The organism is Buchnera aphidicola str. Sg (Schizaphis graminum) (assembly GCF_000007365.1).
Lineage (GTDB): Bacteria > Pseudomonadota > Gammaproteobacteria > Enterobacterales > Enterobacteriaceae > Buchnera > Buchnera aphidicola.
Genome location: NC_004061.1, coordinates 54,282 through 69,051, shown reverse-complemented (window position 1 = coordinate 69,051; position 14,770 = coordinate 54,282). Strand labels below are relative to the sequence as shown.

The window sequence follows — 14,770 nt, the reverse complement described above, 5'->3', positions numbered from 1 at the left end:
AATGAGTTTCTTTTCTGGTTTTTTTAATAAAAAAAAATCTAAATATTCAAAAAAAATAGATATTTTAGCACCTTTATCAGGTGATATAATCAATATTGAAGATGTACCAGATGTTGTTTTTTCTAAAAAAATTGTAGGTGATGGAATAGCTATTAATCCTACAGGAAATAAAATCCTTGCACCAATAAACGGTACAATTGGAAAGATATTAAATAGTATGCATGCTTTTTCAATTATTTCAGAAGAAGGAGTAGAATTATTTGTGCATTTTGGCATTGATACAGTAAAATTAAGGGGAGAAGGTTTTAAACAAATAGCACAAGATAATCAAAAAGTAAAAATAGGAGATACTATAATCTTATTTGATTTAAATTTATTAAAAGAAAAAGCTCGTTCTATCTTAACCCCAGTTGTAATATCCAATATAGAAAAATTTAAAAACATAGAAAAGTCATCAGGTACAATTATTGCTGGAAAAACAATTATTATGTCTTTATATAATTGATTTTTAATATAAAAACGGTGCTATTATTTAGTACCGTTTTAACATCAAGGTGAGAAGTAAAAATGTTTTTTTTTCATAAGATAGTTATTCCTATTATTATAGGAATAATACAAGGAATAACAGAATTTTTTCCTGTTTCATCTACAGGACATATGATTATTTTTATTGATTGGTTAGACATAAAAAATAAAGATACTAAAATATTAGAAATATTTGTTCAACTTGGCTCTACTATATCAGTTTTTTTATTTTTTTATAAAAAAATAATACAAATATTGCAGTTACCAATGCAAAAGGAAAGTAATGAAAAAAAGAATATACATGTTCTTATTTCTATCTTGCCAACAATGTTTTTAGGATTAATTTTTTATAATAAAATTAAATCATTATTTAATCCTACAAATGTTATGTACGCATTAATATTAGGTGGATTTTTTTTAATCATCGCTGAAAAATTTAAACCAAAAAAACCAAAAACTAATTCTATTAAAGAGATAAATTTAGTACAATCACTAATTATTGGATGTTTTCAAACTTTATGTTTATACCCAGGATTTTCACGATCTGGAGCTAGTATAGCAATTGCTACATTGTTAGGTTTCAAACGTTCTGTTGCAGTAAATTTTTCTTTTATCATTTCAATTCCATTAATAGCAGGAGCATCAGTTTTAGATTTAATAAAAAATATTCAAAACGTTAATATGTTAAATATTCCATATTTATTTAGTGGATTTACTATATCGTTTATTATTTCTTTTTTACTCATAAAAAAATTTATTACTATACTTAATAAGGTATCATTGACTTTTTTTGGAATTTATCGCTTTCTCATCGCAGGAATAATTTATTTTATATAAAAAAATTTACTCTTTAAAAAAAAAACATTTTTTTTTCATACGCCAAAATTTAAGTTTGTTAACTCTTAATTTATTCAATTCATTTTTAATCTGATATCCTTTGAAACCTTGATTTAAAATTTTTTTAACAGAAATATCTTTAATAATAAAAAAACATTTTTTTAAAAAACCAGTTTTTAACTTAGAATTATCTATTTTATTTTGATGATAAAATAAATTAAAATCACATAAAAAGGATAATTTATAAATTCGATCTGGTTTACGCCAAGCATCAATTTTTGAAAACATCTTGATAATGTTACTAGAAGATTGATAATGAATTGAACTCAAAAATACACAAAAACCAGTATTTAAAACAGCTAATTCTTCAATGTGTGATGGAATGTTACAACGCTTACATAATTTCTTTACAAGTTTAGCAGAATCATCATCATAATTTTCTTTCGTAGAAGAAAAATCAATTTTTTCAGACAAAAATTGGCATAGATAAGAAAATCGTATAGAAACATCTTTAGTTAAAGTAGATATCTTAGATAAACCTATTGAAAGAAAAGAAATACTGTAAAAATTTGTAAAAAGTATAGAAAAAAATGTTCTTCTTTCATATAGAAAAAAAATTTCTGGAAAAATAAAATTTAATGCTTTACAGGCATGTAAAATTTGAAAATAAACATGAGGATTTAGAGTTTTAAAAGCTTTTTCAGTTTCATTCCAAATTCTATTTTTAGTTAAATATAAAAGTTCATTTTTTTTTACCATTTTACACATTAAAATCATAGTATCTTTATCAATATGAAAACCTAAATGCATCAAATTAGCTGCAAACCTTGCTGTACGTAAAATACGTAATGGATCTTCCGTAAAAGACTCTGAAACATGACGCAATAATCTAAGATTTAGATCTTTTCTACCTTGAAAAGGATCAATATAATTACCGTTTTCATCTTGAGCAATAGCATTAATTGTCAAATCACGTCTAATTAAGTCTTCTTCTAGAGTAACATCAGAACTAAATTCAGTATGAAAACCGGTATATCCTCTACCAGATTTTCTTTCTTTTCTTGCTAATGAATATTCTTCATGTGTTTCTGGATGTAAAAAAACAGGAAAATCTTTTCCTACTTGTTGAAAATTTTTTTTTAATAATATTTCCTTTGTACCTCCTACTATTACCCAATCTCTATCTTTAATAGGTAAGTTTAATAAACTGTCACGAACAGCCCCTCCTACTAAATATACTTTCATAAAAATTTTCTCATACTAAAAAGTAAAATTCTATTCTATAATAGAAAAAATAAAATATATTAAATAATTATTTATAATTTTATAAAATAAAATCTTGTAATAATTTTTTATATAATATATAAAAAAAATTAAATAATTTTTAAGATTAGAATTTTGTAAAATAATTAAAAAAATACTCATTTTTTTAAGACACTATATATTTTTAAAAATAAAAATTAATAATTTCATATAATTTAAAGAGAATTTCATGAAAAAAAAATTAATTAATTTTAAAAACGCACTTGTTCTTGTTGTTGGAGATCTTATATTAGATTGCTACTGGTACAGTAAAAATTACTATGTAGTATTAGAAGAATCACTACCAATTGCATCAATTAACAAAATAAAAAAACAACCAGGTGGAGCAGCAAACGTTGCTAAAAATATCGCTGAAATTGGAGGAAATTCTAAAATTATTGGTTTTATTGGTATGGATTATGAAGGGTTAACATTAAAAAAACTTCTTAATCATACCAGAATTTATCCTGATTTAATCAGTATAAAAAAAAATAAAACAATCACAAAAATTAGAATTTTATCAGAAAAAAAACAATTAATTAGATTAGATTTTCAAGAAAAATATATTTCAAAAAAATTTAATTTATTATATGAAAAAATTATTAGTTCATTAACGTACTATAAAGTTTTAGTACTTTCGGATTATGCAAAAGGCACATTAGTTAATGTAAAAAAAATTATCACTTTAGCAAAAAAAATGTCTATTCCTATACTTATAGATCCAAAGGGATTAGATTTTAAAAAATATTCCGGTGCAACTTTATTAACACCAAATCTTTCTGAATTTGAACAAATAGTAGGTAAATGTCATCAAGAAAAACAAATATTACAACGAGGAATTAAATTAGTATCTGAATTAAATCTATCGGCATTATTAGTCACTCGTTCGAAAAATGGTATGACTTTATTTCAACCTGAAAAACAACCTATACATTTTCCAGCTTTATCTAAAACAGCATCGGACGTAACAGGTGCAGGAGATACTGTAATTTCAATAATAGCTTCTTCTTTAGCTACAGGATATTCGTTAGAAGAAGCTTGCTTCTACGCAAATGTAGGAGCCAGTATAGTAATACAAAAGATAGGTACTGAAACACTAACAATCAATCAATTAAATACAGTCTTAAACATTTAATAATATATTTTTTAAATTAATAAAATTTAATTAAATTTTATTAAATTTTTTTTATATTAAAGAACAATTAAAAAATTTTTAAAATACTTTTATATCTAAATATTATTTGTAATACTTAGGTATAAAATAAGATATACAATAATCAAAACTATACATTTCTAGATTGCTCTTAAATTTTATTCGATATATAATAAAATAATTTACAATATTTAATTTAATATTATTCAATTTTCAAGAATTTTTATTTGTTTAATAATTTAAGAAGGTTTTCAAAATGAATCAAACACTGCTTTCTGAATTTGGAAACCCTATAGAACGAGTTAAAAAAGCTATATCTGCTTTACAATTAGGTGAGGGGATTATTATATTAGATGATGAAAAACGTGAAAATGAGGGAGATCTTGTTTTTTCATCTGAAACAATGACAGTCGAACAGATGGCTTTAACAATTAGATATGGTAGTGGTATAGTATGTTTATGTATAACAGAATCTAAACGTAAAAAATTAAACTTACCTATGATGGTTAAACATAATACTAGTACTTATCGTACTGGATTTACAGTAACAATAGAAGCCTCAAAAGGTGTTTCCACTGGTGTATCAGCGAAAGATCGATTAACTACTATAAAAACTGCTACAGCAGATGATGCTCAACCTAGTGACTTAAATAGACCAGGACATGTATTTCCTCTTAGAGCAAATGGAGGCGGGATTTTAGCACGAGCAGGACATACAGAAGCAGCTATCGAAATAGTATCGCTTGCAGGTTTTAAACCATATGGAGTAATTTGTGAACTAACAAACAAAGATGGATCAATGTCTCGAACACCTGAAATTATAAAATTTTCAAAATCTAAAAAAATGAAAATATTAACTATTAAAGACTTAATTCTCTATGTTCAAAATAAAAAATAAAAAATTTTATAAAAAAAAGAAATTGTTAAACACTAATATTTATTAAATATAAGATAACTTATCTATAGACCATTTTGGTTTCACAATTATCTCCAATTGAGAAACGCTTGCTTCTTTATAACGTAGAGATCCAAGATAGGCAATCATGGCACCATTATCTGTACAAAATTTTAATGAAGAATAAAAAACTTTTCCATGAAAAACGTTTTCCATCATGTCTTTCGATCTTTTGCGTAATACAGTATTTGCACTGACACCGCCTGCTATAACTAAACGTTTCCATCCTTTCTTGTATAACGCTTTTTTAGTTTTAATTAATAGTACATCAATTACTGCATCTTCAAAAGCTCTTGCAATATTAGCTTTTTGTTGAATATTTAAAGTATTATTACTAATAACTTTAGAAGTAAAAGTTTTTAAACCTGAAAAACTAAAATTTAAGCTTGAATGATGTATCATAGGTCGAGGAAAATAAAAATAATTTTTTATTCCCTGAGCAGCTAAACTAGATAGTTCACGTCCACTCGGATATTTCAATCCTAACATTTTTGATACTTTATCAAAAGCTTCACCTGCTGCATCATCTAAAGAATTTCCTAATATTTCATATTTTCCTAATTCATAAGCAGCGATTATTTGTGTATGTTTTCCGGAAACTAACAATGCGATAAATGGAAATTGCATTGACTTATACTCTAACATTGGTGATAATAAATGCGCTTCCATATGATTAACAGGTAAAACAGGAATATTTAAAGAAAAACCTAAAGAACATGCAAATGTAGCACCAACTAATAAAGAACCAGCTAAACCAGGTCCCGCAGTATATGCAATAAGATCAATTTCCTTCATAATATTTTTTTCTTTAAAAATTTTATCTAATAAAAAAATTATTTTCCTTGTATGTTCACGAGATGCTAATTCTGGAATAATACCTCCATAATTAGCATGTATTTTTTTTTGACTATGTAATTCATTAATTAACAAACCTTTAGAAACATCATAAATAGCTATACCAGTATCATCACAGGATGTTTCAATACCTAAAACTTTCATTTTTTTTCATACACCTATAAAATTAATTTAAAATCATTAACACTGCTGAAGTTAGATACTATTAAAAATCATTTATTTACTAAGTTTTTAAGAAAAATTAAAAAATTAAAATAAAAGATAATGGTACTTTACAAAATAATCTTAATTAAGATAGGATCTATCTTATAATTCAAAAAATATTGATTATTAATTTTTACACTTATCAAAAATAAATAATAGAGGTAAAATCTAAATGCCAATAATAAAAGTACGTGAAAATGAACCTTTTGATGTAGCACTTCGCCGTTTTAAAAGATCTTGTGAAAAAGCTGGTATTTTAGCTGAAATTCGAAGAAGAGAATTTTACGAGAAACCCACTACTGAACGAAAACGTGCTAAAGCTTCTGCTATTAAACGTCTTGCAAAAAAGCTTACACGAGAAAATGCAAGACGTATTCGTATGTACTAAGATATTTCTTAAAAATAAAAAAATTAAAAAACCGTTCTTTACTTAAGAACGGAATTTTATTCTACCATATAAAAATATATGTCTGGAAAAATACCTAAATATTTCATTAATGAACTATTATTTCGAACTAATATCGTTGAACTTATAGAGACACGAATAAAGTTAAAAAAAAATGGTAAAAATTATCAAACTCATTGTCCTTTCCACAATGATAAAACTCCATCCTTTACTGTAAGTTACGAAAAACAATTTTATTATTGTTTTGGATGCAGTGCGCATGGCAATGCAATTGATTTTTTAATCAACTACGACAATTTAAATTTTGTAGAAAGTATTGAAGAACTTGCTACAATTCATAGTATTGAGATTCCATTTGATAAAAAAGGTACAATTGAAAAAAAAATCTATCTAAAAAAACAAAAATTATACTTTTTAATGGATAAAATGTCTAAATTATATCAAAAAAATATTATTTTTACTAATTCAGCAAACAAATATTTAACTGAAAGAGGAATTAATAAAAATATGATTGATTTTTTTTGTATTGGATTTTCAAGTAATAAATGGGATTTATTTTCTAAACAATTCAATATAAAAAAAGATTTTGAGAAAGATTTATTACATTATAAAATAATTTCTACTAATAAAAACGGATATATATATGATACTTTTCAAGGACGTATCGTTTTTCCTATACATGATCAACATGGAAGAATTATAAGTTTTGGAGGACGTTCAATAACAAATAATATTTTGCCAAAATATCTTAATTCACATGAAAATGATATTTTCCATAAAGGAAAACAAATTTATGGATTATATCAAGTTAAAAAAAAACATTCCAAACCAAAATATCTACTAGTTGTAGAAGGATATATAGATGTTATCATGTTAACACAATATAACATTGAATATGTAGTGTCATCATTAGGCACATCTATAACAAAAGAACACATACAAATACTTTTTCGTCATACTAATACAGTCATATATTGTTATGATGGTGATGATGCAGGAAGAAATGCCTCTTGGAGGACTTTAAAAATTGCATTACCATATATATCTGACAAAAAAAATATAAAATTTATAATATTACCTAATAATGAAGATCCTGATACAATTATAAAAAAAGAAGGCCAAAAAAAATTTCAATTACGAATTGACAACGCTCTTACTATGTCAAAATTTTTTTTTAAAAATATTTTAAAAAACGTTGACTTGTCATCTGATGATGATAAGTTTCACCTTAGTGTACGTGCTTTACCTTTAATAAATTGCATATCTAGTGATACAATAAGGATTTACTTGAGACAAATATTAGCCAGAACAATAGGGATTGTAGATGACTATCAATTTGAAAAATTTTTATACGAAAAAGAAAGAAAAAAGAAAAGTTTACAGTTTCAAATTAAACATACTCCTATGCGAACTCTTATAGGTTTACTTATTCAAAATCCTAATTTAGCAAGATTAGTACCTTCAACAAAAAAATTTGAAAATGAAAAAATACAAGGACTTCCTATTTTTTTAGAAATTTTAAAAACATGTTCTGATAATCCCAATTTTAATACAGGTCAATTATTAGAGTTTTACAGATATAGTAAAATAATTAATATTTTAAAAATTTTATCTAAATGGGATCATATGATAATTAAAGAAAAAATTCAAAATATGTTTTTAGATTTATTAAAAAATACATATAGTAAAATTCTAGAAAAAAGACAAGAAAAATTAATTGCAAAAGAAAGAATTCAAGGATTAACAATAGACGAAAAAAAAGAGATCTGGTCTATTAATAAAAAGCTATCAAAAAAATAGTTTTTTTATATAAAAAGAATTTTAAATATCAATTAAAAAATAAATTATTATTCATTTATTGACTAAAAAGTCAATTAATATTCATTATATCAACAAAATTTGGATATTTTCCTATGGAGCATAACCCAAAGTCACAACTTAAGCTGCTTGTTACGCATGGTAAGGAGCAAGGGTATTTAACCTATGCCGAAGTTAATGATCATCTACCAGAAGAAATTATTGATTCTGAACAAATCGATGACATTATTCAGATGATTAATGATATGGGAATTCAAGTTGTAGAAGAAGCACCCGACGCAGACGATTTAATTTTGAATGAAATAAATACAGATACAGACGAAGATGCAGTGGAAGCTGCTACACAAGTTTTATCAAGTGTTGAATCTGAATTAGGAAGAACTACTGATCCTGTTCGCATGTACATGCGAGAAATGGGAACTGTTGAATTACTAACAAGAGAGGGTGAAATTGATATAGCTAAACGCATTGAAGAAGGCATTAATCAAGTTCAATCTTCCGTATCAGAATATCCAGAAGCTATTACTTATCTTTTAGAACAATATGATCGAATTAAAACTGGTCAAATACGATTATCTGATATAATAACAGGATTTGTGGATCCAAATGCAGAAGAAATTTTTTCTCATTCTACCTCAGCAATTCACATTGGTTCTGAAATTTTAGATAATATAACAAATGATAGTAATGAAAACGAAGATGAAAACGAAGATGAAAACGAAGATGAAGATGAAAATAGCATTGACCCAGAACTAGCTAATGAAAAATTTAGAGAATTGAGAAAACAATATACTAATACAAGCAATACAATTAAAAATAAAAATAGAAATCATCAAGATTCATTGTTAGAAATTTATAATCTTTCAGAAATTTTTAAACAATTTAGGTTAGTTCCAAAACAATTTGATCACTTAGTTAATAACATGCGTAATATGATGAACAGAGTTAGAAAACAAGAAAGAAAAATTATGAAACTATGTATTGAAGAATGCAAAATCCCTAAAAAAATTTTCTTAAAAATTTTTTCAGGAAAAGAAACTGATCAAAATTGGTTTAAAAAAGAACAAAGTTCAAATCAATCTTGGTCTAAAAAATTAGAAGAAATCAAAGAAAAAGTTTTTTCTAGCATGAAAAAATTAAAACAAATAGAAAAAGAAACTGGTTTAACAATCGAGCAAGTTAAAGATATTAACAAAAGAATGTCTATTGGAGAAGCAAAAGCAAAAAGAGCAAAAAAAGAAATGGTCGAAGCTAATTTAAGATTAGTAATTTCTATTGCAAAAAAATATACTAACAGAGGACTTCAGTTTTTAGACTTAATTCAAGAAGGTAATATTGGCCTTATGAAAGCAGTAGATAAATTTGAATATCGTCGAGGATACAAGTTTTCAACTTACGCAACTTGGTGGATCAGACAAGCAATTACTCGTTCTATCGCAGATCAAGCACGAACTATTCGAATCCCCGTACACATGATAGAAACGATTAATAAACTTAATCGTATTTCTAGACAAATGCTTCAAGAAATAGGACGTGAACCAACTCCAGAAGAACTTTCTGAAAAAATGTTAATTCCTGAAGATAAGATTAGAAAAGTTTTAAAAATAGCTAAAGAACCAATATCTATGGAAACACCTATTGGAGACGATGATGATTCACATTTAGGTGATTTTATAGAAGATACTACATTAGAACTACCTCTTGATTCAGCTACATCTGAAAGTCTAAGATCAGCAACACATGATGTTTTATCAGGTCTTACAGCTCGTGAAGCAAAGGTACTTCGCATGCGTTTTGGAATTGACATGAATACTGATCATACTTTAGAAGAAGTCGGAAAGCAATTTGATGTAACTCGAGAAAGAATAAGACAAATAGAAGCAAAAGCATTAAGAAAACTTCGTCATCCAAGCAGATCAGAGGTACTACGTAGTTTTTTAGACGATTAGCAATGAAAAAAAGATATATAATATTGTAGAAAATAAAACTTCTGTACCAAAAAAATAGTAATACATACATTATGTTTTTAAGAAAAAAACAGGAGTTTTAATTTCAAAATAATATATATAAATTAAATACCTTCTCCATATTACAAATATTTTAAATTACGTATTAAATTATTTTTTTTCTTTTTGAAAAAGATTTTTATTACTATTTTTAATTTTTTTTATAATTTTAGCAGGAACACCCACAACCGTAACAAATGGAGGAATATTTTTTAAAACTATAGATCCAGCACCTACTTTTACTCCCTGACCAACTTCAATATTACCTAATATTTTTGCTCCAGCTCCTATAGTGACGTTTTTTCTAATTATAGGATGCCTATTTTTACCGGTATTACTACCTGTTCCACCTAAAGTTACGGAATGAAAAATCGATACATCATTTTCTATTATTACACCTTCTCCAATAACAATACCAGTTGCATGATCTAACATAATTCCAGAACCAATAGAAGCAGCAGGATGAATGTCTACTGAAAAAACAGTCGATATTCTACTTTGTAAGTATGCAGATAACTCATATCTTTTAATATTCCAAAGATAATGACTTAGTCTATACGCTTCTAAAGCATGGAAACCTTTTAAATACAAAAGAGGAGTTAAATAATGTTTTACAACTGGATCACGTTGTGATGCTGCTTTTATATCTTTAACTACCGAATTAATTATAGATATATTATTTGCATATATTTTATTAAAAATATTGTATATATCTTTTTCAGATATCATTGATGTTGATAATTTATCAGATAATATACAACTTAAAGAATGACTTAATTTTTTATGATTTAATATACTTTTTTGATAAAAATTTGATAAAATTGGCTCTTTTTTTAATATTTTTTGAGCTTTGTGTTTTATCATATTCCATAATTCTAACTCTTCTAAAGAACACATAACTCTACCTTTAAAACAATATCTAAACTAGATTAATGTTATCTATCAAAATAACAAAAATTAAATATTTTCTTTCTGATAAAAATTATTTCTTTTAGATTTTAAATTTTTACAAAAAATATCATCAAAATCAATAGGTGAAAGATTTAATTGTGGAAAACTACCATAAGATACTAAACTAGATATGCATGTTCTAGCATAAGGAAATAAAATATTTGGACAATAAGATCCTAAACAATGTTTTAATTCTTGTTCATCTAAACAAGAAATAAAAAAAATTCCTACTTGATGAACGTCACATAAAAAAACTAAATTTTCCTCACTTTTTACTATTACTCTTACTTGTAAATTAGTTTCAAAAATATTTGGCTTTAATTTTTTAGAAACTGTACTTAAATTAAACTTTATTTCAGGATCCCATTTTTTATGAAAAATATTTGGAGTATTCGGAGCTTCAAAAGAAGCGTCTCTTATATAAATCCTTTGAATTTCAAAAGATTTTTTTTTTAATTTTTCTTCTGACATATTTTATCCATTAAAATTAATAAAATTTGTATTTAAATATTTAAAAACTAGATTTTAAATCTTAATTTTAATAGTTTATTTTAAAAAAATATTTTTTTTAAAAGTAGTAGGTAAATTTTCTGAATTCCAAGAATTCATCCCGTTTTTTAAAAAATAAACTTTATCTAATCCATATTTAGTAAATTTTTTAATATATTTATTATACTCTAATGAATCTATTATAAGAATAATAGGAACAGATCTAGACAAACTTAATTTTTTTATCGTTTTTCGGCAAATATTGTTAAATGGAATATTTATAGCATTAATGATATGACCAGAATCATACAATTCAACAGATCGTGTATCAACTATAATGGCTTTTTTTTGATTTATTAAATTTATTGCATGAAAGTTATTAATAATTTTAGATTTTAAAAACATATTTTTAGTACTTAAAAAAAATATTAAAATAAGAAAAAACAACCATATTAAACTAAGTACTAAATTATTAGAAATAAAAAATAATGCATCTTGCATATAATAAAAATCCTATTTTTCATCGCTTAAAAAAATTTTATATAAAATAAATTTTAATTACGGCATTTAAAAAAAATTTAAATGCCTTATAAAATTTAAAAATAAAAAACTTCAATTAAAAATTAATCTTTTATAAAATATTTAATCTTTCTTTTTCTTTAAAAATCTCTTTACGTATCTCATTTGGTGCTACTCCACCTTTAGAAGAACGTTTTTCAAGACATGCTTCTAGCGTAATATTTTTATATATATCATCAGTAATAAGGGCACTATAACTTTGAAATATCGAGAGATCTAAATCATTCAAAGATTTGTTTTCCTTAATAGCTCGAAGCACTAATTTACCTGATACATGATGTGCTTCACGAAAAGTCATACCTTTTTTTACTAAATAATCTGCAATTTCCGTGGCATTAGAATAACCTTTTTCTGCAGCTTTACGACACGATAAACGATTTAATTTTATGTTTTTTAAAACTAAACTAGCTATCAACAAAGAATCATTCCAAGTTTTAAGAGAATCAAATAGACCTTCTTTATCTTCTTGAAGATCTTTATTATAAGATAAGGGAAGAGATTTTAAAACCACTAAAATAGAGACTAAAGCACCATGAACACGACCACATTTAGCACGTATAAGCTCTAATGCATCTGGATTTTTTTTTTGCGGCATTAAAGACGATCCAGATGTAATAGAATCAGATAATTCAATAAAATTAGCTTCACTAGAGTTAAAAAAAATTAAATCTTCAGAGAAACGAGATAAATGAGTCATACTAATTGAAGAAGCTGATAGCAATTCTATAAGATAATCTCTATCAGAAACACTATCAAGTGCATTATTAGTTTCCGAACTAAAACCCATTGATATAGCAAGTTTTTTCCTATTAATATTCCATGCAGTTCCAGATAGAGCACCTGAACCTAATGGACTGATATCTAATCTTTTTAAAATATCTTTTAAACGACTAACATCACGTTTAAACATTTGTACGTAAGCTAAACACCAATAAGAAAAAGTGATCGGTTGAGCACGCTGCAAATGAGTATATCCTGGCATTATGACGTCATCATTTAATTCAGCAACAAAAATAAAATTTTTTTGTAAATTAATAATACTGTCTAATAAAACAAAAATTTTTCTTTTACACCACAATTTTAAATCAGTAGTAATTTGATCATTTCTACTACGACCAGTATGCAATTTTTTACCTAATTCACCTATTTTTTTAATAAGATTAGCTTCTATCCAACTATGAATATCTTCGTAGTCACTTTCAAGAATTTTTTTTGAATTATTATAAATTTCTTCTTTTAAAGAAATTAGTGCAGACTCTATTTTTTTTTGCTCTTCCTGAGTGAGAACTCCAACTTCAACAAGAGATTTAGACCAAGCAATAGATGCAAATATATCCTCTTTAACTAAAATATAATCAAAAGGTAAAGAGGCATTAAATTTTTTAAATGTTTCATTAGATTCATCAAGGAATCTTCCACCCCAAAGCGACATATATTTTCTCTATAAGAATGATTTAAAAATATTTATGTTTTTATTTTAACTTGTTTTGAGCTCGTATTCTAGAAGAAAGAGAAAAAAGACGAATAAAACCTTCAGCATCAGAATGCTTATAAACTTCATCTTCACCAAAAGTTGCATATTCTTTAGAATATAAAGAATTCGAAGATTTTTTTTGTACAGGAATTACACTGCCTTTATACAATTTTAATACAACTTCGCCATTAACTTCAGAAGATAAAGAATCTGCAGAAGCTTGTAAAGATTTACGAATAGGAGTAAACCAACGTCCATCGTAAACTACAGACGACATTTCTAAACCAATTTTTTCTCGCCATTTAAAACTTTCTCGATCAAATACTAATTGCTCAATTGCTCTGAGTGCTATGTGCATAATAGTACCACCCGGAGTTTCATAGCAACCTCTAGATTTAATTCCAACGAGTCTATTTTCAACAATGTCAATTCTTCCTATAGCGTGTTTAGAACCAATTTTGTTTAATTTTTCTATACATTTTAAAGGAGTTAAAAACTCATTATTAACAGATACAACAGATCCATTTTTTACAATTAAAGAAATATATTCTGGTTGTTCTGGAGCATCTTCTAGTTCTACTGTCCAATTCCAACAATCTGCATTCGGTTTATTCCAAAGATCTTCAAGTAAACCTCCTTCTGTAGAAATATGCAAAGAATTCTCATCTCTGCTGTAAATTTTCTCTAAAGTCGCTGATGTTGGAATATTTTTTTCACGCAAATATTCTAACAGTGATTCTCTTGAATTAAGATTCCATTCGCGCCATGGAGCAATCACTTTCATATAAGGAGCTAATGCTGCATAAGCTATCTCAAAACGAACTTGATCATTACCCTTCCCAGTAGCGCCATGACATAAAAATTTTGCTCCAATACTCGAAGCGAATTCTACTTGTTTTTTAGCAATAATAGGTCTAGCTATTGCTGTACCTAATAAATAATTTCCTTCATATAAAGAACCTGTTTTTAAAACTGGATATACGTAATCTTTTATAAATTCCTCTTTTAAATCAAAAACACGGCAATCAATTGCACCAGATTGCAGTGCTTTTTTTTCAATACCATTTAAATCTTTTTTTGATTGACCTATATCAGCTACAAAAGCCACAACATCAACATGATAATTTTCTTTCAACCAAGGGATGATGGCTGAAGTATCTAAACCACCAGAATATGCTAACACCACTTTTTTAAAATTATTCATAATATTTTTACA

General features: G+C 25.9%; 13 protein-coding genes and 1 pseudogene. 7 read left to right on the top strand and 7 right to left on the bottom strand.

Going from position 1 to position 14,770, the window contains the following annotated elements; all coding sequences use genetic code 11:
* Window position 1 precedes the first annotated feature (1 nt).
* Window positions 2-505 (top strand): PTS glucose transporter subunit IIA, encoded by a 504-nt coding sequence (gene crr / locus BUSG_RS00325; RefSeq protein ID WP_011053597.1) that lies wholly within the window; start codon window positions 2-4, stop codon window positions 503-505.
* 62 nt (window positions 506-567) lie between these two features.
* Window positions 568-1,362: an undecaprenyl-diphosphate phosphatase gene (locus tag BUSG_RS00320; RefSeq protein ID WP_011053596.1), complete on the top strand. Its 795-nt coding sequence runs from the start codon at window positions 568-570 to the stop codon at window positions 1,360-1,362.
* Window positions 1,363-1,368: 6 nt separating this feature from the next.
* Here the strand turns inward: BUSG_RS00320 and BUSG_RS00315 are convergent, their stop codons facing one another.
* Window positions 1,369-2,607: a tRNA CCA-pyrophosphorylase gene (locus BUSG_RS00315; protein ID WP_011053595.1), complete on the bottom strand. Its 1,239-nt coding sequence runs from the start codon at window positions 2,605-2,607 to the stop codon at window positions 1,369-1,371.
* Window positions 2,608-2,854: 247 nt separating this feature from the next.
* Between BUSG_RS00315 and rfaE1 the strand changes: the two genes are divergently transcribed.
* On the top strand, window positions 2,855-3,799 hold the full coding sequence (gene rfaE1 / locus BUSG_RS00310; protein WP_011053594.1) for a D-glycero-beta-D-manno-heptose-7-phosphate kinase: 945 nt from the start codon (window positions 2,855-2,857) through the stop codon (window positions 3,797-3,799).
* Window positions 3,800-4,073: 274 nt separating this feature from the next.
* A complete protein-coding gene (gene ribB, locus BUSG_RS00305; RefSeq protein WP_011053593.1) occupies window positions 4,074-4,715 on the top strand; it encodes a 3,4-dihydroxy-2-butanone-4-phosphate synthase in 642 nt (213 codons plus the stop codon).
* A 42-nt stretch (window positions 4,716-4,757) separates the two neighbouring features.
* Here the strand turns inward: ribB and tsaD are convergent, their stop codons facing one another.
* Window positions 4,758-5,771: a tRNA (adenosine(37)-N6)-threonylcarbamoyltransferase complex transferase subunit TsaD gene (tsaD, locus tag BUSG_RS00300; protein WP_011053592.1), complete on the bottom strand. Its 1,014-nt coding sequence runs from the start codon at window positions 5,769-5,771 to the stop codon at window positions 4,758-4,760.
* Window positions 5,772-6,003: 232 nt separating this feature from the next.
* Between tsaD and rpsU the strand changes: the two genes are divergently transcribed.
* The 3 genes from rpsU to rpoD all read left to right on the top strand — a co-directional run bounded on the left by rpsU (window position 6,004) and on the right by rpoD (window position 10,004).
* On the top strand, window positions 6,004-6,219 hold the full coding sequence (gene rpsU, locus BUSG_RS00295) for a 30S ribosomal protein S21 (protein WP_011053591.1): 216 nt from the start codon (window positions 6,004-6,006) through the stop codon (window positions 6,217-6,219).
* A 78-nt stretch (window positions 6,220-6,297) separates the two neighbouring features.
* Window positions 6,298-8,037: a DNA primase gene (gene dnaG / locus BUSG_RS00290; RefSeq protein ID WP_011053590.1), complete on the top strand. Its 1,740-nt coding sequence runs from the start codon at window positions 6,298-6,300 to the stop codon at window positions 8,035-8,037.
* Between the two features lie 113 nt (window positions 8,038-8,150).
* Window positions 8,151-10,004 carry an RNA polymerase sigma factor RpoD gene (rpoD, locus tag BUSG_RS00285; protein ID WP_011053589.1) on the top strand — a complete coding sequence of 618 codons (1,854 nt, stop codon included), beginning with the start codon at window positions 8,151-8,153 and terminating at the stop codon, window positions 10,002-10,004.
* A gap of 140 nt (window positions 10,005-10,144) precedes the next feature.
* Here rpoD and cysE read toward each other — a convergent pair.
* The 5 genes and pseudogenes from cysE to BUSG_RS00260 all read right to left on the bottom strand — a co-directional run bounded on the left by cysE (window position 10,145) and on the right by BUSG_RS00260 (window position 14,758).
* A pseudogene (cysE, locus tag BUSG_RS00280) lies at window positions 10,145-10,958 on the bottom strand (serine O-acetyltransferase).
* A 60-nt stretch (window positions 10,959-11,018) separates the two neighbouring features.
* Window positions 11,019-11,483, bottom strand: a complete 465-nt coding sequence (secB, locus tag BUSG_RS00275) for a protein-export chaperone SecB (protein ID WP_011053587.1) — start codon at window positions 11,481-11,483, stop codon at window positions 11,019-11,021.
* A 75-nt stretch (window positions 11,484-11,558) separates the two neighbouring features.
* Window positions 11,559-12,002, bottom strand: a complete 444-nt coding sequence (locus BUSG_RS00270; protein WP_011053586.1) for a rhodanese-like domain-containing protein — start codon at window positions 12,000-12,002, stop codon at window positions 11,559-11,561.
* Window positions 12,003-12,132: 130 nt separating this feature from the next.
* Window positions 12,133-13,512, bottom strand: a complete 1,380-nt coding sequence (argH, locus tag BUSG_RS00265) for an argininosuccinate lyase (RefSeq protein ID WP_011053585.1) — start codon at window positions 13,510-13,512, stop codon at window positions 12,133-12,135.
* 40 nt (window positions 13,513-13,552) lie between these two features.
* Entirely contained in the window at window positions 13,553-14,758 is a 1,206-nt protein-coding gene (locus BUSG_RS00260; protein ID WP_011053584.1) for an argininosuccinate synthase, read from the bottom strand.
* Window positions 14,759-14,770: the final 12 nt, after the last annotated feature.

What these genes read in the sequence shown, in the direction of transcription:
- dnaG (WP_011053590.1), top strand. Translation starts at nt 6,298, where the DNA reads ATGTCTGGAAAAATACCTAAATATTTCATTAATGAACTATTATTTCGA.
- tsaD (WP_011053592.1), bottom strand. Translation starts at nt 5,771, where the DNA reads ATGAAAGTTTTAGGTATTGAAACATCCTGTGATGATACTGGTATAGCT.
- BUSG_RS00315 (WP_011053595.1), bottom strand. Translation starts at nt 2,607, where the DNA reads ATGAAAGTATATTTAGTAGGAGGGGCTGTTCGTGACAGTTTATTAAAC.
- ribB (WP_011053593.1), top strand. Translation starts at nt 4,074, where the DNA reads ATGAATCAAACACTGCTTTCTGAATTTGGAAACCCTATAGAACGAGTT.
- secB (WP_011053587.1), bottom strand. Translation starts at nt 11,483, where the DNA reads ATGTCAGAAGAAAAATTAAAAAAAAAATCTTTTGAAATTCAAAGGATT.
- BUSG_RS00260 (WP_011053584.1), bottom strand. Translation starts at nt 14,758, where the DNA reads ATGAATAATTTTAAAAAAGTGGTGTTAGCATATTCTGGTGGTTTAGAT.
- argH (WP_011053585.1), bottom strand. Translation starts at nt 13,512, where the DNA reads ATGTCGCTTTGGGGTGGAAGATTCCTTGATGAATCTAATGAAACATTT.
- BUSG_RS00270 (WP_011053586.1), bottom strand. Translation starts at nt 12,002, where the DNA reads ATGCAAGATGCATTATTTTTTATTTCTAATAATTTAGTACTTAGTTTA.
- rpoD (WP_011053589.1), top strand. Translation starts at nt 8,151, where the DNA reads ATGGAGCATAACCCAAAGTCACAACTTAAGCTGCTTGTTACGCATGGT.
- rpsU (WP_011053591.1), top strand. Translation starts at nt 6,004, where the DNA reads ATGCCAATAATAAAAGTACGTGAAAATGAACCTTTTGATGTAGCACTT.
- BUSG_RS00320 (WP_011053596.1), top strand. Translation starts at nt 568, where the DNA reads ATGTTTTTTTTTCATAAGATAGTTATTCCTATTATTATAGGAATAATA.
- rfaE1 (WP_011053594.1), top strand. Translation starts at nt 2,855, where the DNA reads ATGAAAAAAAAATTAATTAATTTTAAAAACGCACTTGTTCTTGTTGTT.
- crr (WP_011053597.1), top strand. Translation starts at nt 2, where the DNA reads ATGAGTTTCTTTTCTGGTTTTTTTAATAAAAAAAAATCTAAATATTCA.